Origin of the sequence: Sphingorhabdus sp. SMR4y (assembly GCF_002218195.1) — a bacterium.
Taxonomy (GTDB): Bacteria; Pseudomonadota; Alphaproteobacteria; order Sphingomonadales; family Sphingomonadaceae; genus Parasphingorhabdus.
Map to the genome: position 1 here is coordinate 301692 of NZ_CP022336.1, position 23291 is coordinate 324982.

Consider the following 23291-nt stretch of genomic DNA (forward strand, 5'->3'; position numbering starts at 1 on the left):
AATAGCGCGAAAAAATGAGCGAAGACAAATCCTATTATTTTTGCGGTATCGGCGGCTCCGGCATGTTGCCGCTGGCCATGATCGTCAAAGCAGCCGGTGCACAGGTCGCTGGATCGGACCGGGCCCTCGACCAAGGCCGGTTGGCGGATAAATTCCAGTGGCTGCAGGACAGGGGGATCAGATTATTCCAGCAAGATGGTAGCGGGCTCGGCGATGGCTGCCAGATTCTGGTTGCGTCCGCCGCCATCGAAGAGACAGTGCCCGACGTGGCGCGCGCCACTGCCCTGGGGTGCAGGCGGATGACCCGCGCGGAACTGCTGGCCGAACATTTCAACGCCATGTCGCGCAGCATCGCGGTCGGCGGTACCAGCGGTAAATCAACAGTTACCGGGATGATCGGCTGGATACTGACCGAGGCCGGCCGCGATCCGACCATAATGAACGGTGCGGTCATGAAGAATTTCGCCGATGCCGATGCACCATTTGCCAGTTCCCGTGTTGGGGGGAGCGCCCTGATGGTCAGTGAAGTAGACGAAAGTGACGGGTCCATCGCATTATTTGATCCCGAAATCGCGGTGCTCAACAATGTCAGTCTGGATCACAAAAGTCTGGAAGAGCTGAGGCAATTGTTCGGAGATTTTGTCGCGAAATCGCAACATGCCATCTGGAATCATGATGATGCAGAATCGCGGACGCTGATAAATATCCGCGAGTTGACGCATGGCAGCAGCTTCGGATTCCTTGAAGGTGCGGACTATCAAGCGGTTCAGGTTGAAGAAAAGCCGCTCAGCAGCAACTTTGTGTTGCGCCGGAGCGGAGCCGACCATCCGGTGTCGCTGCAGGTGCCCGGCCGGCATAATATAGCCAATGCTCTGGCAGCGATCGCGGCAAGCTGCGCAGTTGGCGTGTCGATCGAGGCCGCCATATCCGCTATCGGGACGTTTCGGGGCCTGGCCCGGCGCTTCGATATCGTTGGAAGCACAGACGATATAAGCGTGATTGACGATTTCGGTCACAATCCCGACAAGATCGCAGCGACCCTCAAGACCCTGAAGGCTTTCCCCGGTCGGGTCATAGCCTTCTTCCAGCCGCATGGTTATGGACCGATACAGAAGATGGGCGAAGAGCTGGCGGGGGTATTCAGCCAGTATCTGGACGGTGACGACCGTGTCATTCTGTGTGATCCGGTCTATTTCGGCGGTACGGTCGACCGTTCGCGGGGCAGCGAATCGATTGTTGACTCGATCAACGCGGCCGGGGGCAGGGCGGAATATCTCGCGGCCCGGCCGGATTGTGGTGACCGAATAGCGGAGCTGGCCGAATCGGGGGACCGGATCGTTATCATGGGCGCCCGCGATGATACGCTGCACGGTTTTGCCGTGTCGATCCTGAAGCAGATCGCCCGGGACTGAATTGCGGCGCACCTGCCGGCTTATTATCGATCCCTCCGACATGTCGTTCCATAGCGGTCTGAAGCGCAGCCGGAATTTTACCTCAGTTGCTAATAGCCTTTGCTCGCGGTCATTGATGTTGTATGTTGAGCCACATCGCGAGTCACAGGGTCGCAATCCCGTGAAATCTGTTTTTTCAGCCCCGCGTTACCCATGTTACGTCCCGGATTTTGGCAAGGGTTTTGTTAACTCTTGTGTAGAAAGAGTTAATGTTTCCACCCGGACATCTTAAGCATCTTATAAAAACCGCGTTTTTACAACGGGTTAATCTCTTGCAACCGTAACATAGTGTAACTTTAGCCGTGTCTTACTGCCTTTGACCGCGATGCTCGGTCAGAAAGGATAGGCAAGTGGGGCAATACGGCTTTTGCCTGTGGTAACCCAATTAAGCGCCACAGTTGCCCCGGCATTGGTCCGATATTCTGGTCAATATCGTACCGATTGTTCCTGGTGGAGCGGGTAGATCTTCTATCCGCTCCACCAACGAACAAACGCCTGCCGGTTTCCCTCTTGCAAACTAGTATTTGGGATGTGTGATGGTCTTAGGCGGTTCGATATTTTGGAAAGTAAAGACCGGTTATTCCGGATTTTTCCGCTATCCCGGCTTCGCACCACTCCTCATTCTTGTCACCATGACGATCATCATATTATCCGCACTGGATTCAGAAGCATTTGCTACCGATTCAACGGCGGGAGCAAGAAGCAATCGGGCCACGGCGATCGCCAGTGCGCAGATTGTCAGGCCGTTCGCCCTGACGACACAAGATCAGAGCAGTGCTGATGCACAGAATTCCGAGATCATCGTATCGCGCAACACCACATATCGTGACTGCGATAACTTGCTGGGTGCCGACACCGACAGAGGCCGGGGGGAATCGTGCGTACTCCACCTGATCGAATTGCAATGAGCTGTGAACAGAAGGGAATGGTCAGGTCGATCAAAAATGTTGGAAGCGGCATCCTTAATTTCCAGATCGATTTGCAGTATTTAAACAATAACGGGAACAGATAATGCAGAGATCCAGTGCGAAATATCAGTCTATTGCAGCTCGAGGCGGCCGCCGGGCCATTCGCGCTGCCGTTAAGACTGGTGCGATGATCTGTGCAATTGCACTGGGCCTGGTTGCAGCACCGTTGCCGGCATTTGCAGAAGCCGACCCTGGCGAGAATATCGCTATCGCACTTTCGAGTAATATCGTGGGCAGCCCTGCCGTGGGGGGCGGCACACTCGCTGCCATTCCGGGGGCCGTCATGGATTTCTTCGTAACGGTCAGTGGGCCGGGCGAGAATGGAGCTCCAGCCGCATCCTTTGCTGTCACTGACAAAGTGCCCGAGCATCTTGCCCTGTTTGTGGGTGATCTTGATCGCAGTGGCACCGGACCTGCCATGTTCAAGGACAATAACAGTGGCCTGAAATTCATGTTCAACGGGCTCTCCAGCGAGGATGATTCCATCGAATTTTCGAACGATGGTGGCCAAACATTCGACTATATCCCAACCGCCGACAGCGATGGGTTTGATGCCAATGTGACGCACGTCAAATTTCGGCCAAGTGGCTCTCTTCTGCCGACGGCTGGCAGCAGTGAACGGTTTTCCCTACGTTACCGAATGAAGGTCAAGTAAATGACAAATATGATCGAATCAGGTACCTCGTCCACACCTCCAACGGACAATATCGTCGTAGACGAGGATCGCAGGAAGCAGAACCGGCATATCGCTATGTTGCGGCTTGCCAAGATAAAGGCTGAGGCAGGCGAAGGTTGGGGCTTTATCAAAAATCTATCGGCCACGGGGATGATGGTCGAAGTCCATCCCAATTTTGAACTGGGTGATACGGTTTCCGCCTTGTTGACTGAAGAACAGGAACTGAGCGGCACCGTACGGTGGCGCAAAGAGGCGCTGGCCGGTGTCGAGTTCTTTTCACCGATCGATGTTGCCAATGTACTGACCAAGCCAGCCGAGACAAAACGGGGCCGGGTTCCGCGGTTGCCGCGCATTGAAATGAAGCATCCGATCGACGTCTTTCAGGGAACGCGCCTGATCCATGGCGATATCTGTGATATTTCCCCTGCCGGCATCTGTATCAGAACAGAGCATGTTTTTGAAATCGGCAAGGATGTTCGTCTTTCGGTTCCCGATTTGCTGGACATAATTGGTACGGTGCGCTGGCAATCAGGCGCGCGTGTCGGGATTGTATTCTCCCGGCGGCTGCCTCTTGATGACCTGATGGTCTGGTTGTCGACCTTCTACCAGGCGTCCCGCCTCGATACCGGAGAACTTTCTGATCTCAATGAAGGTTCCCATGCCGGCGGGTCGGACGAGTCTGCAGCGGACCGCCTGCCGTTTCAGATCATCGGCCATGACGATCTCGGCAAGGAAATCCTGATCGACACTTTGCATTCGGCGACGGAAGCGCTGACCCAGTTCAAAGCCACATCGAAATTTTTCTATCGGGTGAGCATCCGGAATGCCGATGGTGAAGAACTGTCGATCGGAACCATTGTACTGCGGGCATTTGACGAAGAGCGGGCGGCTGCCAAATCCTAGGAAAATCCGATCTTGCGGGCGACACGGACTTCCTTCCCGTAGATTATATCCGTCATCGCACGGCCTTTGCCGCCTTCTATTCGCCCGGATGATAATAAGCGATCAGGTCCGTCCGCGAGGGCTGATTTCTGAGCGGCAGAGCGGCCCGAAAGCGCCGTCCCTATTGTAGTCGCTTGGGCTCAGGTGCTGGATTTCTGACCTTTCAGAGCGGAATGAACCGCGCGCTTCTGCGCTTCAATAAGCAACAGCTTGGTTCATGCCGTCGCTCCAAATGGCAGTGTCTGTGCTCAATTCCAGAGCCTTTACCCATTTGATGAATTGAATAGTCCTCCATCCTCGACTATGTTACAAAATGTTACACAATTTATGGGGCAATTGTGCATCCATGGAATGTCGTCGTCCTTAAAATGGTTCAGGGAGGGACATTGATCGAATTATGGATGACGCATCGGCATTACAGCTATGTCTGGAACGCGACCGGTTATTGAGCGATCCGGAGTTTGCCCGTTCCCCCAGCATGTGTAAATTATTGCGGTTTCTGGTAGACTATAAATTGTCCGGAAACAGCGTCCCGCTCAAAAGCTATACCATCGCCACTGATGCACTTGGGCGCGATGCGGATTTTGACACGCAAACTGACAGTTATCCCCGCGTTCAAATGGGACGTTTGCGACGGATGCTGGACAATTTCTATCTGCGCAAGGGCGGCGAAAACCGTCTTTCGATTGCGCCAAACAAATATGAAATCATTCTTGAGCCCAATATAGCACCTGTCGATCACAAGGATGGTTTGATTGGTCAGGGGGCGGATGTGTCGTCAGTGAATGGCGGGCAATTGCAGAGCCTCGATACACAAGCCGATCCGTCAGCCCGGCAACAATCAAACGGGCATCGTCCTTGGCACAAAGGCGTAGTGGCGGGCCTGGTATCGCTGCTTTTGCTCGTCGCAATCGGTGTGTCGATTTACCTGTCCCGGGACAGTCAGGCCGCGGATGAGGTGGCTTATCCCAGGATTGCGCTGGATTTGCCGGATGGCGGATCCGGCGGGGTGGCATCAGAGCTGTCAGTGTCTGTCGGCAACCAGCTTGTACGCGGGTTGAACGGATTTAGCGGGATACGAATATTCGAAGGCACATCCGGCCAGACCGGCATGTCCGACTATATTCTGCGGCTGCGTTTTCTTGGAGCCGGGGCCGATAAACTCGAACTGCGTCTGCTGGACGAGCAAAGCGGTGAAATATTATGGTCGAGAGAATTGGTCACGGACGATGAGGAATCGTTCAGGATGGAACTGGATAAAGCTATTATCGCCCTTGCTGGTCCCTATGGTATAATCGCCCAGACCGAGATATCGAGACTGGAAGACGATTACTCCGCCGGATACCCATGCCTGCTCCAGTTCGATCTGTTTGTCCGCTATCGGGACCCGGCAAAACGGCAGCCGCTGCAGCAATGTCTACGGAAATCGGTGGAGCGTTTTCCAAATAACGCCCATATTTTGAGCGTCGCTGCGTTCGCCCGGAATATGGCGGACAATTCCAGTCCCGACAACGCTATACCAGGTGCGGGAATGTTGCTCGCCAGACAGGCCGAGGCCCTCAATCAGAACAGTGCGGCCGCGAATTTTGCAGTGGCACAATCGGCTTTTTTTGCCGGGGATTGCGAGACAGGTGTCGCCTGGGGCAAAAAAGCCGTTGCCCTGAACCCCCTGAATTCGCGGATAACCGGATATCTCGGTCTCTACATGATCGGTTGCGACTATCCCGAAGGGGAAGAATATGCCGCCCGTGCGTTGAGTCTGGATCCGAACGCGGATCTGGCCATCGCTGCAGCAGTAGCCCTGCAAATGCTGAAACGGGGCGATGCGCTGGCTGCCCGTAATTTGACCTCGGAATATATGGCTTCATCGCCAAGAAAGGATCCGGGTCTTGAACTGACCTATATGCTGGCTTCGGCCATGTTGAATGACAGAAGCGAGGCGCGGCGTGTGTGGAAAGCATTGGTGGCAGACTTTGGGCTGCCGGAAGACAGTTCGCCGAGGACAGTGCTGGAGCAATGGATTGATAGTCCCACCCTGATCGATGATATCCTGACTATCTTTGAACGCTCGGGGCTGCGGCAGAGTTAGCGGCAACGAGTCTGGCGCAAATCTGGCTTTTGCGTAATGCTGGCGTGGATAAAAGCCGATGCTTCAGCTCCGAGTAGTATCAATATAAATTGTATTGAGTCATAACTAAAATTTGTTAAACTCTTCCGCGCAAAAAGATATCGATTATACTCGTATGATTTGTTACTAACCCGTTCACGTCACTATGTTCATCGTTGGCGTTTATCTTGGGAAGTGGATTCCTGCGACAGGAGGGGGCGTAATGCCGGAGATGTCATTCGGGTATTTTTCATATTTTCTGGCACTTTTTGTCTGTGCAGTGATTGCTTATCTGATCGTGCGTCTGCGCAATGTCAGCGCGGACCTGCAGGCCGTCCGGCTCGAACTCGACCGGTGTCAGCTGACGCTGGAAATCTCGGAAGACGTCGGACGCTTCGGTTCCTGGCATCTCGATGCGAGGACCAATCAGGTCAAATGGTCAGACTATATTTTCGACATGCATGAGCGCCGTCATTCGCTGGGTTATCCAATGCTCGAAAATGCCATCCATTATTATCATCCCGATGATCGCCCAATGGTTCAGGAAGCCGTCTCTCGCGCTCTGGAAGAAGGTCAGGATTTCGAATTTCGCGCGCGTATACTCACCGAGAACGACAATGAACTTCCGGTGTTGGCAAGGGGCACATGCCAGATTGGCGGAGATGGTGACGTGATCGGAATCTTTGGCTGTTTTGTCGATCTGAGCACACCTGAAGAGCGGAAGTTCAAATGAATCCAGGCAAACAATTGCGAATTACTCGCAACTATCTTATGAATTGCAGGCTTATATGCGCAAAGGAGACCGTTTGTTCCCGATAATTTTCAGGGGCAGGTGACCCGGCCAGAAGGAGAAAATTTGCCTATTTTGACCGAAGCGGAAAAGCTTCAACTTTGTTTGGAACGCGATCGGCTGCTGTGCAGTCCTGAGTTCGTCCGCTCCCCGACCATGAGCAAGCTGCTTCGTTTTCTTGTCGATCACAAGTTGAAGGAGGTAAGCAAACCCTTGACGGCCTACGCTGTCGCCGTTGATGCGCTCGGCCGCGATGACAGTTTCGACACGCAGATCGACAGTTATCCACGCGTCCAGATCGGGCGGCTGCGTCGCATGCTCGACCATTTCTACTTGCGTGAAAAATGCCCAAATCGGCTCTATATTCCCTTTCATCACTATGAGATCATTCTCGGATCGAACGAGGCCCCGACCGGAGAGAGTGGACCGACAGGAGCCAAGAATAAGCCGGCGGGACGGGTGGCAAGCGGCGCCGGACAGGATGATCGGAATTCTGCTGTTCGGGCGCTGAATCCGACGATTGGTTCGGAAGGCATTGTCGCAAGGCAGAATGGCAACGATCGCGGATATATTCTGGCAATCTTCATCGGGTTTTTGCTGCTGGCCGCTGCGGGGATATATTATTTGCAATCGAGCGACAGCGAACCAGAGGTCGCTATTGCCTATCCTGCGATCATCGTGGAACCGCCGGAGGGACCGACGAATTCTTCGTCTCGTGCCACCTTGGAGATCATCCACAGCCACATGGTTGTCGCGCTGGAAAAATTTGATCAGATACGTGTTTTTGACGAAACGGGCGAACCTGGCAACACGCGGCAATATCTGCTTGAATCCTCGAACCTGAATGACTCGGCCGAACGCGTTCAGCTTCGGCTTGTCGATAGCGTCACCAGGGAGGTGATATGGTCGAGCAGGATCGAGACAACCGACAGCGCGCAACGCGCCGAGAGCCTTGATCGGGCCGTGATCGAGATCGCTGGTCCCTATGGCAAGATCGCCCAGCATGATCTGTCCCGATACCGCGCCGATTACACGCCGGGTTACCCGTGCCTGCTCCAGTTTCGTCAATTCATGCGCTACCGCGATGAGTCCCATTTGCCACGCATATTGGAGTGTCTGAATCAAACGGCACAAAAATACCCAAATGATTCCTATTTGATGAGCGTGATGGCTACGGCCGAAAACATATCGGGGAAATTGGGCCTCGCCGATGCGATAGAAGGGTCGCACAACGAATTTGCAACAAGAGCGGCCGAAATCGACAGCAACAGCGCCTCTGCCACCTTTGCCATGGCGGAGAGCGCCTTTTTTGAAGGCGATTGTCGTAGGGGATTGTTGTGGGGTGAGCGCGCGATTGAGCTCAATCCTCTTAATTCTCGCATCATGGGCTATCTCGGCATGTATATGTCGGCTTGTAATATGCCGGAAGGAGACGCCTATGCGATGAAGGCTCTGGAAATGGACCCCGATGCAGAATTGGTGATCGCGGCGGCGGTCGCGATGAGCAAGTTGCGGCGCGGCGATGCCAAGGCTGCGCAGGAGTTGTCGTCAAAATATCACGATTCCCTTCCTGGTGCTGCACTGGGACTGGAGATCAGCTATATATTGTCTTCAGCAAAGCTCGGGGAAAAGGACGATGCCCGTGCAGTCTGGCGACAGCTGGCCGAACGCTCCGGCTATCCGGAAACCGCGAACCCGCGTGATGTTCTCGGCAAATGGATTTCCGATCCGGACCTTCTGCGCAAAGTCGAGGCCGATTTCAGAGACGCGGCGCTCTATTAGCAGCATGCAGCGGCACTGGTCGGCGGGATTTGATACATCCGTTTCGTGAAGTGAGCGAATAGGAGACGTTGTCGGATCAGACCCTCTCCAACGCACGTTTGAGTGCAGCGAGCGTTTTCTCGCGATCCCGATTGGTCGACTGACTGGACAGCTTTTCTTCGACTTCTTCTCGCAATGCGGCCAGCTTGGAAATCCAGTCGCGCGAAGCGGTCAAATCTCCCGCGTCGACACGACCAGCGGCCTGAAGCATAGCGGCCCAGTCAGGCTGCAGTTCCCATGTCTCTCCCAGTTTCGGAACGATCGCTGCGGGCAGGTCCGCAATAGCCGCCAGAGCGTCCGCAAAACCTGTCAGCGCAGACTGTTCTCCGTGAACCAGAAAGAGCGAGCCCCTGACCGGTGTGCGATCCCTGATCCACTGCACCAGACCGTCCCGATCGGCATGGTTGGAATAGCCGTCAAGCTTTGCAACCCGCGCTTTTACCATGACATCATTGCCGGAAATGCGGACCCGCTTGGCACCATCCCGGAGCACCGCGCCCAGGGTTCCTGCCACCTGAAAGCCGGGCAATAACAGCCGGGATTGTCTCCGCGGAAGATTGCGGATCAGATGATGTCTGATACGTCCACCGGTGCACATGCCCGATCCGGCGATGATGACAACTCCGGTCATCCGGTTAAGTTTCTTTGATTCCGCCGTATTCTTGACGAAGCGAATATTGCTTCTGTCCAGCATCCCGGTTCCGCTATCGCGGTAGCGCATCACCGTTGTCGTGACTTTCTGGGCCAGCGGGGAATCAAGAAAGACGTTTAGGGGAGGGAGCCGTCCGGATTCGAACAGGGCATCGAAATCCTCAAGTATCGCCTGTGTCCGCTCCACTGCGAAAGCAGGGATCAAGACATTGCCCCCGGCCGCCATCACGTCCTCGACATGGCGCGCCAGAGTTTCACGGCGTTCGCTGACCAGGACAAGATCACGATCGCGATTACCATAAGTCGATTCACAGATCACATGATCATAGCCGCCGATTTCCGATGCGGTGCAATTGATTGATCGACCCGGCCCGATATCGCCGGAGAAAAGCAGGCGCTGCCCGGCAATGTTGATTTCTATCGATGCTGATCCGACAATATGCCGTGCATCCCAGAAACGAAAGGACACTCCGTCGCCGAGACTTTTCTCTTCGCAAAAGGAAACGGAACGCACTTTGCTGTGCAGCTTCGCAATGTCGCTTCCGTCATAGAGCGGGATGAAGGGGGGCAGCCCCGCGCGATCCGCCCGGCGATTGCGACGGTCTGCATCGGCGGCCTGCAACTTGGCTGCGTCCTGCAGCAACGGCTTGATGATTGCGGCGCTGGGCTCCGTGCAATAGGTTTTTGCTTTGCAGCCGCTGGCATAGAGATAGGGGAGCCTGCCACTATGATCGAGATGGGCATGGGTGAGCAGCACCGCATCGATTGCTGCCGGATCGAAGGGAAGCGGTTCATGGTTCAGCGCTTCGAGCGAGCGGGTGCCCTGGAACATGCCGCAATCGACCAACAGGGTCTTGCCCGCACCTTTTACTTCGAAACAGGATCCGGTGACTGTCCCGGCTGCACCGTGAAATCTGACCGTTACTCCACTCATTCCACATCCCCTCGGAATATATGCTTCCAAGACTAGTGCGCGACGACCAGCGGCACCGGACAATCCCAAAACAGCTTTCGTGAAACGCCGCCGAACAGAAATTCACGCGCCCGGCTGTGGCCATAGGCACCCATTACCATGTAGCTGGCATTCAGCGTATCAACGGTCGACAGCAATATTGCCTCTACCGAGGATTTGTCGGCAGCAAGCTCGTGAATCTGTGACTTGATGCCATGTCTTGAAAGATATTCCGAAGCGTCCAAGGGGGGCAGGTCATGACGCTTTTCTTCCTCGACCACGACGATATGCACATCGCTGGCGAGCTCGAGCAGCGGTACTGCCGCACGCAATGCGTTGCCGGCTTCGAAACTGCCATTCCATGCGACGATCGCGGGACCGGCTGCATCGAATTTCCTGACGCTGTCCGGTTGGACAATGACCGGGACATTGGTGTTGAAGATCACATCGCCCAACAGGCCGAGGGGGAGGGTGTTATCCTTTATCCCGCTGCACGAACTGAGCACTATCACGTCGGTCAGTGCTGAATTTCGGGCCAGGCCGCGAGCCGGTTCCGCATTGGTTTCCTGATAGTCCCATGGCACGTCTTCACCGGTGAGCCGCTTTTCCATTTCGGTCTTCAGCAGCAAATCGGCTTTGCTTGTATATTTGCTGATATCGTACATCACGGACATGCCGGTAACCCCATCAAAAGCCATTTGTGGCCTGTAGGGATCGGGGCGCAGGCAATGGAGATGCCCCTCCAGCGCGCGCGTGATATCCAGTGCCGCCTGATAGCGGGCGTCGAGCCCGGAATCATCGTTGATGTAAAGAAGCACGGATTTCATCTTGTCTCTCCCCAGTTGGCCTACCTGCTGCAATTGCAAGAAACGCCGAAGGCAAGCCATCCGTAGTGTTACCTAGCGGCAGCATGAAATTCCTCGCCGAGATATAATCGGCGCACCAGCCCGTTCTCCAGCATCGCGCCCGGTGTGCCTTCAAAGACGATCCGTCCTTCGTGCAGAACATAGACGCGGTCCAGCATGTCAACCATCTCGCGCACATTCTGGTCGGTGATCAATATGCCGACATCATGACTTTCCAGATTGGCAATCATGGCCTTGATGTCCCTAACCGACATCGGGTCAATGCCGGCAAAGGGTTCGTCGAACAGCATGATGCCGGGACTGGCCGCCATCGCCCGGGCGATTTCGCAACGGCGTCTTTCGCCACCGGACAACGCTCGCGCCGGAACGTGGCGGACATAGGCAATATGAAATTCATCCAGCAGATCATCCAGCTTTTGCGCCCGCGTCGCTGCATCCTTTTCGAACAGTTCCAATACCGTCAGGATATTCTGCTCCACCGTCAGCCCGCGGAAAATCGACGCTTCCTGCGGTAAATATCCCAGACCGCGAAGCGCGCGCCGGTCGAGTGACAGGTCGGTTATGGCTTCGCCATCCAGGAAGATGTGCCCGGAATCGATCCGGAGCAATCCGAGGATCGAGTAGAAGGTTACGGTCTTGCCGGCGCCGTCCCGACCAAGCAAGCCCACGACCTCGGACGGCCCGACTTCGATGGATACGTCGGTCAGTACCGCTTTTCTGCCGAATTTCTTATTGATCGAGACGACCGACAGTCCGCGACCGTCGTGCAGATCTGATTCGTCCAAACGGGACAGCACGGATGGAGATATATGTTTCAATGTTCCGCAACGCCCCGGTTGGAAAGCCTCCATGCTATGCGACGACAGGTCGCAACCATATCAGGGAGTTTACCTACCTTCCTGTGGCGTGGTGCAGACAGGTACAGCGCGGCCGATGATCAGCGGTTACAGACTATTGGCGAGGTCGTTGCGGAATTTCGGATGAGCAAGCCCGATCAGCGCTTCGGCGCGCTGGTTCAGCGATTTTCCCTTCAGGTCTGCGAACCCATATTCGGTCACGACGATATTGGTGTCGTTGCGCGGCGTCGTGACCGGCCCGTCCAGTCGGGGAACAATGCGCGAAATCGTGCCGTTGCCGGCCGTGGACTGGCAGGCGATGATCGACTTGCCACCTTTTGACGCTGTTGCACCACGGACAAAGTCCAGCTGGCCACCCGAACCGCTATATTGCCGGCCCATCAGATGTTCCGAATTGCACGCGCCGCCAAGGTCGATCTGCAACGTCGCATTGACCGAAACAACATTTCTGTTTTTTGCGATATGGCGGGGATCATTGACGATATTGACCGGGGCACTGTGCATGGCGGGATTGTCGTCGAGAAAATCATAGAAAGGCCGGTCGCCCATCGCGAAGGTGAAGACGCTGCGGCCACGATAGGTGGTCTTGGCCTGGTTGGTGACGGCGCCGCACTGGATGAGTCCGGCGAGAGCAGGGGTCATCAACTCGGTATGGATGCCCAGATCCCGGCGGTCCTGCAGCAAGGCGCAGACGGCGCCGGGAAGCGCGCCAATGCCCATTTGCAGGCAGGCCCTGTCGTCGATCATGTCGGCGATGGTGGCTGCTACCGTCGCTTCCTCCGGTGACATTTCGGGTGCATGGACTTCGGCCAGCGGCGCGCAATGTTCCACAATCGCATCGACTTCGGATATGTGCAGAAGGGAGGCGCCGAACACTCGCGGCATATTCGGATTGACCTCTACAACCAGCTTTTTGGCGCTGCGCGCGGCGGCGGTGGAATAGTCGTTGCTGGTACCGAACGTGAACCAGCCATGCCTGTCCATCGGCGACACCGTCGTCACGAACATATCGAGAGGAACTTCTTTTTCGAATAACCGCGGAGAATCGCTGAAGGCAACCGGTACAAATTCGATCGGACTTTTCGTTCCGGGCTCCTGGGCGCCCAGCAGTTGACGCTCGATTGCACTCAGAAACATGCAGCGCGGCCGTATCCGGCCGAGCAGATCGGGTTGGAGCACCGTTTCTCCGGCATGGTCCATCGAATGGAAATACCAGAGTTTGACATCATCGATATCGGCTTTGGTCACCGTTTCTGCCAGCGCGCCCAGCAAGGCAGGCGGTTCTGCAGTGGCCATGCCCATCGCGATATGCGCCCCGGAGTTCAATCCTTCCACAGCCTGACCGGCAGTCATCAGTCGGGAGCGATATTTTTCGATATGGGTCATGTCTGACGTCCCGGGCGGAGACAAGCGATATCAGGGAAATCAGTGCTCCCCATTTGTCTCGACGGCCGCTTAGTAGCGATGGCGCTTCTGTCAGATTTCATGCTTGGCGAGCATATTGGCCAGCGGTTCCGCTGCATCCGGTCCAAAATCCTTGGGTATCTCTGCTTGCAACCGGGCGATCGTTTCCGGGCCCAGATGTTTCCGGATCACGCCCAGGGCGCGCGGCGCAGCGACCAAAATGATGCTGTCTTTCGAACCCGACATGATTTGCTCGATCCGCTTTGCCATTTCCGAAACAAACCGGTCTTCCTCCTGCTGTTGCAAGTCCGTTTGCTCGTGGGAGCCGCGTCGCGGAGACTTGCTCTGAAAGCTTCGTCCCGGTTTGTCGGTGCCCAGATCCGAAGTGCGTAGCGAGGGATTCTTGTGTTCCTCGATCAGTTCCAGCTCCGGCGCGAAGGCCTCGCCCTTGGTTTTGAACATCGTCATGCGGGAGCCATCAACGGCGATAACCCTGCTATCTTTTCGAACCAGCATTTCATTCTCCCCTCGGCATCTTGGCTGGGGGTTTTCTAGGAAGGGAGAGGTCGGACGACGATAGGTATTGTTACGGACCGACCGGGCAGGTCATACGCGTGTTTACGTAAAGACAGATAGTCAGATTCGTCCACAATGGCCGCTTGTCCGCCGCTGCAGCGGCATCAGCAGGAGAACTGATCATGACGGAGCGAGCGAATATGGTGAAAGTCGCAGCCAATGCGATGGCGATGCTGATGACCCTGTTGCTGCTCGGCTGTGCGACAGCGACGCCCTATCAGCCCCAAATCGCCGGGCAACGTGTCTCTGGCGGCTTTTTGGAAGAACGCATTGATGCTACGCATTACCGGGTGCGGTTTGCAGGTAATAGTCTGACGTCGCGCGATACTGTCGAGGGCTATCTCCTGTACCGGGCTGCAGAACTCACGGTGCAGAGCGGCTACGACTGGTTCCGGATCACCGACCATACGACAGAAACCGAGCGGCGGAGCTATGTTGAACATTTCCCGCGTTATGAACCCTATTACGGGTCCATATATCTCAACTGGCGTCCGCACTGGCGCTATTATCGCAGTGGCGTCTGGTCGACCTGGCATCCCTACGGCCGCGATCCGTTCTGGTCCATTGATTCAACTGTGCGGACGGTCGAGCAGTTCGAGGCCGAAGCAGAGATCGTGATGCGTCGTGGTTCGAAACCGGCGGACGCGTCCCGCGCGTTTGATGCCCGCGAGGTTCTGGCAGACCTCGGCCCCACGATCAAATGGCCTGAAGACAGGTAATGTAGGTCAGAGCGTCTGGCGGTTCGGACAGATATTATAGCTGGAATATGCGGTCGGGTCGAAGCCGATGCTGGAAAGCTTCGGGTCAGAGATGCTCCGCTGAAACTATGCGGAAGTTTAGTGATGCGCAACCGTCCGTGCCTGACTATGTCGCGCGATGCCCCAAGCTACCGCCTACAGCTTGTCGGCATAGAGCAATCGCCCCGGCCCCAATCGTTCCATTATGACAGGGAGATCGCTTTCGGAAAAAGCGAAGCAACCCTGACTGCGGCCCAGTTTGCCATGGGTTTCGACCATTTCTGGTTCGGCATACCAGGCACCGTGGATCACGATCGCGCGCGGTTCGGCCATATTGTTGCTTGGGTCGAGTCCTTTCAGGCGGCGGGATGTTCCATGCTTCCCGACATAGGATTCGCTGGTCATATAGCTGCCACCCGAAGAGGCTTCGGATCCGGGAATATTGGAAAATTCCTGCAGCCATCCGGTGTGCCTCGGATCCGACCCCTTGCCGTGGGCAACGAGGAAGGACTGGATATTCCCGCTCGCCATGTCGACAATATGGAAACGCGCCTTTGCGGAATGCAGGGAATAGTCGGCGATGCCGATCCGGTCCGTATGCAGCAAAGATGATTCATGTGTTGCCATTGCGGCCTTGGCGCGGTCAATCAGCGCGAGAGCCCCCGATCGGGGAATGTCCATTGGGCGGGCCGGCATTGTCTTGACGATCTTGCTGGCAGCTTGCGACCGGCTGCCCAGCCCGCAAGCCGCGCCGGTCATGCCGATAAGGCCCGCAGCGATAAATTTTCTTCGGTTCATCGTTCATCCATAGCATGTTTTTCCTGTACCCTGGATTAAGTATCAATACTTATTGCTGTGCCGGTCGCCAACCGGGAGAGAGGGCAGATGAGAATATTCATCGCAATATGGGGCGGGTTGCTGTTTTCGGTGGCCGCCGCGGCGCAGACCGGAGACGTGAAAAACCATGCAGCAGAGGATGTCCGGGATCATCTGATCTGGACGGAATCGCAAATTGTCGAGTTGCAGAAGCTGGTCGATGCGCGAGTGTCCGAAGGACTGGGAAATTGTCCCATCAGCGATTTCAGCCAGCCAAATTCCGCCAGCGATCCTTATCGGCGGTCGCGGCTGGCTTCTGCTGCCGCGGATGAATTGATGCAGGCCTATCTCGAGGGATGTGCCCCCGCATCGGCCCGGGCGCAATGGCATATCAGCAGCGATGACCGCCATATCGACACCCGGCAGTTGCTGATGAAGGCGCTGGTCCACGACGATCTTGATGGTTATTTCGACGCTCTTCGTCCGCGCAATCCGCACTATGGGGCGCTGCGTGCGGCCTACGCGACTGAAAGCGATGCAGCCAAGCGCGCTACACTGGCGCTGAACATGGAACGCTGGCGCTGGATGCGACTGGTCATGGGCAGAAGATATCTGCTGGTAAATGCTGCCAGTTTCGAACTCACGCTTTGGGACGATGACCAGGTCGTGAAAAGCTGGCCGGTCATCGTGGGCAAGACCAAATCCCCGACACCCGTTTTCGAAGCCACGGTTAGCGGCGTGATCCTCAATCCCTGGTGGGAAATTCCGACATCGATTGTCGCGGAGGGTATCGGTTCGCTGGTCCGCAACAATCCGGCTGCAGCAAGGCGGAAAGGCTATGTTGTACAGAATGGGCGCTACCGCCAGCGACCGGGGCCGGGTAATGCGCTCGGGCAGATGAAACTGGTCATGCCCAATCCCTACAGCGTCTACCTGCACGACACGCCGAACAAGACCCTGTTCGCCGAGCCCGTGCGCACATTCAGCCACGGTTGCATCCGGGTGGGTGGCGCGATTGATCTGGACAAGACTTTGCTCGAGAGCGCGGTAACGCCGGAGCAGATCGATGCAATATTGGACAGCCGGAAAACGACCAGATTGTCGCTACCCAGAGCGATTCCGGTCTACATTGCCTATTTCACCGCCGAGGCTGGGGAAGATGGCTCGATACGCTATTTCCCAGACATTTATAAGCGGGACAATTTGAAACTGGCGCAAAACGAACCACGTCTGGATTGTGCTGCGTAGCCAGACCTGCCGGGCAGTCGCAGACAGGACCCGTTAGGGCAAAATCGTCCCCCAAATCTATCCGTCCGCCTTCGGACGCGGGAACAGCGGCCATAGTCCGTCTTTCCTTATAATAACCATCTTTGTCATCTTTCTATCTGCTCTTGTAACAAGCCTGCGGCGTCGGGCTGCCCTATCCGATTTTCATATTCAATGAATTCACAGGGGGCCTGAATGCGCTTTTCCAAAACTGTCGCGATCTCGACAATTGCGTTGAACACCTGCTTGTTGGCACTGGCTTCTGCGCCTGCCGCTGCGCAAAGCGATCAACTTGTCACAACTGCCATGGAGCAATTGAGCGCAGGGAAGACTGACGCCGCCTATGCCGCTCTCAAGGCTCGCGAAGATGATCGAGCCGGCGAACCGGACTATGATCTTGCTCTGGGGCTGGCCGCACTGGAAAGCGGCCTGAATGGCGAAGCGATCATCGCATTTCAGCGGATACTGGCGATCCAACCGGACAACGCGCGCGCGCAAGCGGAACTCGCACGCGCCTATGCTGCGGCCGGCGATATAGACACGGCGCGGGCGGAATTCGCGACGGTTCGCGGCGATCCTTCTATTCCGGATCCGGTGCGCAACCGGATTGACGGGCTGGTCCGGACACTGGATCAGCAAATTGCCGGTGGCCCATCGGAAATTACCGGCTTTCTCGATGTGGAAGGCGGATATGATAGCAATATCAACACTGCGACCGATGCGATTTCGATCACATTACCGCTTTTTGCCTTTCTCGGACCTGCCACGCTTAACGGCGCCGCCCGCGAGCAGGATGCCGGATTCTACCAGATTCAGGGCGGGTTGTCCGGTTCTACCCCTCTCAGCCGGCAGACACGATTGTTCGCCTCAATTCTGGGCAACTGGCGCGATAATGTCGATACGCGCTTCGTCGACCAGGCATCGGCGGTCGGTACGGTGGGCATCGCTCATAGTCTGGCCAACGGGGACGTGGTTTCCCTTTCCGGTCAGGGGCAGCGATTCTGGCTCGGTCATAGCGGTTATCGCACCAGCATTGGCGGAGATATACGCTATACCAAGCGACTATCGGACAACCGCGCCTTGTCGGTCAGCGGGCAATATTTCCGGCTGAATTATGATGGCAATCCACTGCAGGATGCAGAGCGTTTCTCCGGCAGTATCACTTATGCCGATGACAAGATTTACGGAGGCGTCGGCGGCGGCAAGGAAGAAACCCGGCGCACCGGAGCGGACCAGCTCAGCTATGGCTTTTTCAATGCCCAGATTGGCGGCGAATTCGATCTGGGCCCGAAAACGGCGCTTATCGCCGGTGCCAGCGTAGAACATCGCAACTATGATGCCAGTGACCCGCTGTTTCTCAAAGGTCGCAGGGATACGCAATATGACGCTTCGCTGGGAGTCCGGTACAAATTCACCGATGCTCTGAGCGTCCGACCTCGTGCCACCTATACCCGCAACGACAGCAATATCGGCCTCTACGACTATGATCGCTGGACCGCCTCGATAGGCCTGCGCCTGAGCTTCTAATTTTAACAGAATTTTTCGGGAGACATATCATGACCCATGACAATCAGAGAAATACCAGCTTGCTTACCGACGCTAAACTGGCTGGTGCCAGCGCCCTGGTGACGACCCTCGCGGCCTTGCTCATCCCCTGTTCCCCGGTGTGGAGTGCGGAAATGGTTTTTGCTTCCGCCAGTGCCGGTAATCCATCGGCGCACAACGGAGGAGGCGAGCAACAAATTCCATCAGGCACAGTGCAACTGAAGCTTGATGACGGGACCATGATAAGCATCGTCGGCCCTGCCAGCTATTCGATTGATGCCAATGGTCAACTGAAAATAGCCAGCGGCGGTTTTACCGCCTCCGCCGCCAAGGGGGCGACTCCCATGCCGATCCTGGCGGGGAATGGCAGCCAGCTTTCGTTACGGTCCGGCAGCAGTGGCAGCGGAAAAATAGCCGCTGACGGAAGCTTTTCCGGCTTTGTGCTGTCCGGCTCGATGCAAATCAGCAGCAACGGCCGCAGCCGCAATTTCAGTGCCGGCAATGCGTTTCGCGCCAGCGCCGGATCGGGGCCTTCCGCTGTGGTGACCGCCGGCGTCCAACCCAATCGCAGCGGCGGACGAACGGCTCTGCAGCAGATCCAGCAGGCCCAGACAACAGCAGGCCAATATCTTGCATACGCCAGCCAGACCAACCCGACATCACTCGGATTCGCCGGCGTCTCGCAAACCCAGAATTTTACACCCGGAACATTGCAGTCCGCGACAACGCCAAGCCAGTTTCAGGCGCTTGTCCAAGCCCAGACTGGAGCGATCGACCCAGCGCTGGCCGTGCAGATCATTCTCGATATTCTGACCGCTAGCGGAAACGGCAGTCTTGGCTCCTATAGCGGGCTGACACCCGCCCAGATCGAGGCCTTTTTGCTCAATCTGCAAACCTATGGCGTGCCATCGGCCATTTCCCAGTTCCAGCTGGAAGAATTTCTGCGGGCGCTGGGGGCTGCCGGCTACACGATCACCGGTATCACCGGCAGTGGTCCGAGCTTCGGCTCGCTGGCAGACCTGCTGGCGCTGGTTGCTGCCGGCGGTACGATCCCGCCGGGCGACCCGACGGTGCAGGCGTTGATCGATATTCTGTTCGCCAACGCCTTCCCGGCGGGTCTCGATCCGGACGAACTGGCACGTCTGTTCAGACTGGCCGGATACTCGGTTCCGCCGCAATTTGGCGGTAACACGGGTGGTGGCACGCCGACGCCGTCGCCGACGCCCACACCGCCTCCGGTGTTGGCTGATTCAGACGGGCTCCGGCCGGATGACAGCCGCAGCGATATCAATCTCGCTTTTGCCAAAATCACGGAAACCGGCCAGGACAGTCAGGTCACCCTGATTTTTGAAGCCGATGAATTTGTCGGCTACCGGCTCCGCAGTGGTTTTGAAATCAGGTTTGCCGATCGCGATGAAGTCGAGAAAGGCGGGGATCAGGGTATCATCGGCTGGTCACGCCTCGCCGGCGGGACAAAGGTTCTGGGCGCACAGCGCGGTCCCGACAGCGGCGACCATTTTGTCTATGGCGTGCCGATGATCAATCCGCCATCGGGCGGTCTGCTGACCTATGATCTGATCGGCTATACCAGTCCGACACTGCGCGACGACAGCATCGCAGCTGGCGGGTTTGACGGAAAATTGTCGGTCAACTTCGGCACTGCGCAGATATTGGCAGGGCTCGAAGCGACCATCTCCATATCCGACTCCGTCTATCAGGTGTCATCGGCAGGCGGCGTGCTGGCACCGAGTATCGCTGTGCTCAGCGATGGCCGGTTCAACGGGACCATCGATCTGGAGGACGGCCTGGGTATCGCCTGCAGCGTCGGGGACTGCCGCTTTGTCTATAACGGGTTCCTCGCCGGCGACGGCGCCAGCCATGCGGGCTTTGCCTACACAATTCGCGATGATGCGCAGAATGTCTTCAAGTGGATCGATGGCAGCGCCGCCTTCGCCAAAGGAGAAAATACGGGCGGGACGCCCAATCCGATCACCAAGACTTTCCGTGGGGCTAAAATCGACGAGACTTTCGAGCAACCGGGCGAAGGCGATTTCGCCTCGGCGATCGGCGTATCGGAAAATTTCCTGACCAGGGGCGAAATCGTCGCTGACGAGGGACGGGCTTTCCGGATAACCGGTTATGACGATGGAAGCACCGGTAACAGGTCGGCGCTGTCAGAAGTCAGAGTTCAGGGTGGCGTAGGAGATTCCTTCCGGAGCATCGGTACGGCTAAAAATATCGACAATGGCGGACTCGGCGATGTGCTGGGCTGGACCCGCTGGGCAGATGGCGAATATGATAATATCAAGGGGGGCAAGCGGGTGCTGTCCGGCAGTGAATCCATCCATTATATTTACGGAGAACGCACAACCGGCACTTTGCCGACCGGTCGCGCGGAATATGCCGTAGGTGGCGGGACACGCCCAACCCGGGTGGATGGACTGGGTGACCCGGGAACGTTCGAGGGCGAGATTGCGATTGATTTCGCGACCCTGAAAATGGGTTGGGACACGATCATCGGCATGGGCAATGACCGGTTCAACTTTCTCTCTGCCGGTGGTCTCGACGATCTGTCGATCACAGTCGCCAATGCCGGTAATGGTGTCTTTAATTTTGCCGGTGACGGAACAGTCATTTCCGAGCTTGGTCGCTGTGAAGGATGTACGGGTTCGGCGAGCGGCTTCCTGAGCGGCAAGGACGGCCGCTATATCGGCTTCAGCTATGAAATCGGGACCGTCGATTTTGGTGCCATTCATGGCGTGGCCGGCTTCGAACGCGCCGATCTGGAAGATGTACCGGAAGAGATCACTCGCAACGAGCAAGTCATCAACGGGCGCGGCAATCGGATCCAGACGATAGGGTTTACCGATGGCCGGCTGGGCGAATATCGAGGCCTGGGCGGTGTGTCCGGCGTTCGTGACACAGCCGAGAATGTTGATTTTGGCAGCGCTGCGGACGGTGTTATCAACTGGACCCGCTGGACGAATGGCACAGCGACGCTGTCAGACGCAAATGGCGCCAGAAACTTCGACTATCCTGAAAATGGCGGTGTGCATTTTGTTTATGGCAGCGCCGCCACAAATCTCCCGACCACCGGGACCATCGCTTATGATCTGGTGGGCTCCACGGCACCGACATTACGGGACGGATCACAAACGCCCGGGACCTTTGCCGGGCAGTTGGCCATCGCTTTTGGCGGCACGCCAAAGGTCGGACTGGAGTTTGAAGTGGGTATCGGCGGTTCGACCTATGGGATAGCCACAGAGGGGGGCGTAGCGGGTGCCGCTACCGACGGTCTGGTGATCTTTACCGATACCAGCACGGGCTTTGCCAATCACACGTTTGCCAGCTTCAACGTCCCCGTTTCCGGTGATGGTCCCGTCTGTGCCAGCGGATGTCGCGCAACCATTGACGGATTTCTCGCCGGCGATGGAGCGAGCCATGTCGGAGTCAATTATACGTTCGGCAGTTCCGGACAGTTAGTCGAAGGGGCCGCCGCATTCGGCAAGTCCGCAGCGGCTGCAACCGCAAGCCAGGTTGTTGGCAGCGACTGGTCCGCATGGACCGGCGTCAATGGCAAGATCATCCCGGGGATCGGTGATGCCAAGAGTATCGGCATTGCGCCGCGCAACGGCAGGCGGCTGGAAACCGGTCTCAATCCTGCGGACGGCATCGCCGCTATCAGGGAACGGCTCGGCCCGAACTTTTCGTTCCACTAGATGTCAGGATCACCGGGTCCGGCTGGCTCTTCCGCGTTCCGGTGGAGGCCAGGCCAGACCCGGTTTCTGCTGTTGCTCGCTGAATCTAACAGCGTCTGTCATGTCTCTAACAATATCTGTAACTGGCAAAAGAGCTGGCTTCCGGCCAGTTTCGCTTTGCACACAGAGCAAGGGGAATGGAAATCATGACAAAATTCAAACCAGTTTCAGCGATCAAGGCAGTGACCGCTATTGCGTCGATTGTTGCTTTGACAGCGCCGGTCGCTGCGAAAGACAAAAACGTCGAAGTGGTCAAATGCGATGCTTCCTATGGCACGATCGCGATTACCGATGGCGACACCCAGGGCTGGAACAAATTCGGCCTGTCCAGTCCGCGTGGCATGCTCGGTGCGATCGTTCAGGAATCGGGGTGCTTCACTCTTCACACGGGAGCTGACGGTCAGCCGACCGATTATCTGCTTTCCGCGATCGCGGGATCGCAGGAAGAAGTTGACCAGACGATGAATGTTGCCAAGACGGCACTGACCGAGGGACTGGTCCGGTCCGGTGCGGCCACCACGGTTCTCAGCAAGGTTCCGATGGGCGGCGCGCTGGTTGGCATGTTCGGTGGCCTCGGTGGCAAAAAGAAGACGATTACAGCGGGTCTCCGGTTAATGAATCCGGCCAATGGACAAACGCTGATCGCCGGCAGCGGACAAAGCAAGAAATCAACCATCAAGATTCTGGGCAGGAGCGACTGGGTCGCAGCCAGTCAGGGGCAGTTCGGTCAATATGGCAGTTCGAAAGATGGCAAGATGGTCACCAGCGCCTTCATTGAGGCTTTCAACGGCCTGGCTTCGCAGGCCGGAGCTCTCGCAACCGTGCAGCAAGCCGCGACCGCCGCTGCGCCTGCAGCCTCCAGCGCCAGCTACACGGTAGCCGTAGAGACAAAGATGCTGGCCAGTGCTTCAGCCAACGCTCCGGAAGTCCGGTCCCTGCGTGCGGATACCGAACTGCTGCCGACCGGCAACAAGACCGGTCTGTTTGTCGAAGTCACCGACAATTACGGCACGAAAGGATGGGTTTCAGTCGAAGACCTGCGCTAATGCGACCCGAGCGCGGGAATATCGCTGATTGGGAAGGGCGTCCTCCACCCCGGAGGGCGCCC

At 56.6% G+C, this 23291-nt stretch carries 18 protein-coding genes; 12 read left to right on the forward strand and 6 right to left on the reverse strand.

Annotation, left to right across the window (positions count from 1 at the left end; all coding sequences use genetic code 11):
- The first annotated feature begins 14 nt into the window (after window positions 1-14).
- The 7 genes from SPHFLASMR4Y_RS01400 (at window position 15) to SPHFLASMR4Y_RS01430 (ending at window position 8716) form a co-directional block, all read left to right on the forward strand.
- On the forward strand, window positions 15-1412 hold the full coding sequence (locus SPHFLASMR4Y_RS01400; protein ID WP_089131971.1) for a Mur ligase family protein: 1398 nt from the start codon (window positions 15-17) through the stop codon (window positions 1410-1412).
- 575 nt (window positions 1413-1987) lie between these two features.
- Window positions 1988-2359: a hypothetical protein gene (locus tag SPHFLASMR4Y_RS01405; RefSeq protein WP_089131972.1), complete on the forward strand. Its 372-nt coding sequence runs from the start codon at window positions 1988-1990 to the stop codon at window positions 2357-2359.
- Between the two features lie 187 nt (window positions 2360-2546).
- Window positions 2547-3074, forward strand: coding sequence for a hypothetical protein (locus SPHFLASMR4Y_RS01410; protein ID WP_089131973.1), 528 nt, complete (start codon window positions 2547-2549; stop codon window positions 3072-3074).
- On the forward strand, window positions 3075-3998 hold the full coding sequence (locus SPHFLASMR4Y_RS01415; protein ID WP_089131974.1) for a PilZ domain-containing protein: 924 nt from the start codon (window positions 3075-3077) through the stop codon (window positions 3996-3998).
- Window positions 3999-4434: 436 nt separating this feature from the next.
- Entirely contained in the window at window positions 4435-6126 is a 1692-nt protein-coding gene (locus SPHFLASMR4Y_RS01420) for a hypothetical protein (protein WP_089131975.1), read from the forward strand.
- Between the two features lie 241 nt (window positions 6127-6367).
- Window positions 6368-6877 (forward strand): PAS domain-containing protein, encoded by a 510-nt coding sequence (locus SPHFLASMR4Y_RS01425; protein ID WP_186266012.1) that lies wholly within the window; start codon window positions 6368-6370, stop codon window positions 6875-6877.
- Between the two features lie 213 nt (window positions 6878-7090).
- The gene (locus SPHFLASMR4Y_RS01430; RefSeq protein ID WP_145955429.1) at window positions 7091-8716 is read left to right on the forward strand and encodes a tetratricopeptide repeat protein; all 1626 of its coding nucleotides are present in this window, start codon (window positions 7091-7093) and stop codon (window positions 8714-8716) included.
- A gap of 76 nt (window positions 8717-8792) precedes the next feature.
- Here SPHFLASMR4Y_RS01430 and SPHFLASMR4Y_RS01435 read toward each other — a convergent pair whose 3' ends face one another.
- The 5 genes from SPHFLASMR4Y_RS01435 to SPHFLASMR4Y_RS01455 form a co-directional block, all read right to left on the reverse strand.
- Window positions 8793-10340 (reverse strand): MBL fold metallo-hydrolase, encoded by a 1548-nt coding sequence (locus tag SPHFLASMR4Y_RS01435; RefSeq protein ID WP_089131978.1) that lies wholly within the window; start codon window positions 10338-10340, stop codon window positions 8793-8795.
- 32 nt (window positions 10341-10372) lie between these two features.
- Window positions 10373-11185: a universal stress protein gene (locus tag SPHFLASMR4Y_RS01440; RefSeq protein ID WP_186266013.1), complete on the reverse strand. Its 813-nt coding sequence runs from the start codon at window positions 11183-11185 to the stop codon at window positions 10373-10375.
- A 68-nt stretch (window positions 11186-11253) separates the two neighbouring features.
- Window positions 11254-12033 carry an LPS export ABC transporter ATP-binding protein gene (gene lptB, locus SPHFLASMR4Y_RS01445; protein WP_260807133.1) on the reverse strand — a complete coding sequence of 260 codons (780 nt, stop codon included), beginning with the start codon at window positions 12031-12033 and terminating at the stop codon, window positions 11254-11256.
- A gap of 135 nt (window positions 12034-12168) precedes the next feature.
- Entirely contained in the window at window positions 12169-13467 is a 1299-nt protein-coding gene (locus tag SPHFLASMR4Y_RS01450; RefSeq protein ID WP_089131981.1) for an acetyl-CoA hydrolase/transferase family protein, read from the reverse strand.
- Window positions 13468-13557: 90 nt separating this feature from the next.
- Window positions 13558-14001, reverse strand: coding sequence for a host attachment protein (locus SPHFLASMR4Y_RS01455; protein ID WP_089131982.1), 444 nt, complete (start codon window positions 13999-14001; stop codon window positions 13558-13560).
- 182 nt (window positions 14002-14183) lie between these two features.
- Here SPHFLASMR4Y_RS01455 and SPHFLASMR4Y_RS01460 point away from each other — a divergent pair, with 182 nt between their 5' ends.
- Window positions 14184-14780, forward strand: coding sequence for a CC0125/CC1285 family lipoprotein (locus SPHFLASMR4Y_RS01460; protein WP_222102944.1), 597 nt, complete (start codon window positions 14184-14186; stop codon window positions 14778-14780).
- Between the two features lie 174 nt (window positions 14781-14954).
- Here the strand turns inward: SPHFLASMR4Y_RS01460 and SPHFLASMR4Y_RS01465 are convergent, their stop codons facing one another.
- Window positions 14955-15596, reverse strand: a complete 642-nt coding sequence (locus SPHFLASMR4Y_RS01465; protein WP_260807032.1) for a murein L,D-transpeptidase catalytic domain family protein — start codon at window positions 15594-15596, stop codon at window positions 14955-14957.
- 87 nt (window positions 15597-15683) lie between these two features.
- Here SPHFLASMR4Y_RS01465 and SPHFLASMR4Y_RS01470 point away from each other — a divergent pair, with 87 nt between their 5' ends.
- The 4 genes from SPHFLASMR4Y_RS01470 to SPHFLASMR4Y_RS01485 all read left to right on the forward strand — a co-directional run bounded on the left by SPHFLASMR4Y_RS01470 (window position 15684) and on the right by SPHFLASMR4Y_RS01485 (window position 23229).
- Complete coding sequence (locus SPHFLASMR4Y_RS01470; protein WP_089131984.1) at window positions 15684-16862, forward strand: L,D-transpeptidase family protein; 1179 nt, start codon at window positions 15684-15686, stop codon at window positions 16860-16862.
- 213 nt (window positions 16863-17075) lie between these two features.
- Window positions 17076-18407: a surface lipoprotein assembly modifier gene (locus SPHFLASMR4Y_RS01475; protein WP_089131985.1), complete on the forward strand. Its 1332-nt coding sequence runs from the start codon at window positions 17076-17078 to the stop codon at window positions 18405-18407.
- A gap of 29 nt (window positions 18408-18436) precedes the next feature.
- Entirely contained in the window at window positions 18437-22144 is a 3708-nt protein-coding gene (locus tag SPHFLASMR4Y_RS01480) for a hypothetical protein (RefSeq protein WP_089131986.1), read from the forward strand.
- 185 nt (window positions 22145-22329) lie between these two features.
- Entirely contained in the window at window positions 22330-23229 is a 900-nt protein-coding gene (locus tag SPHFLASMR4Y_RS01485; RefSeq protein WP_089131987.1) for an SH3 domain-containing protein, read from the forward strand.
- Window positions 23230-23291 lie beyond the last annotated feature (62 nt).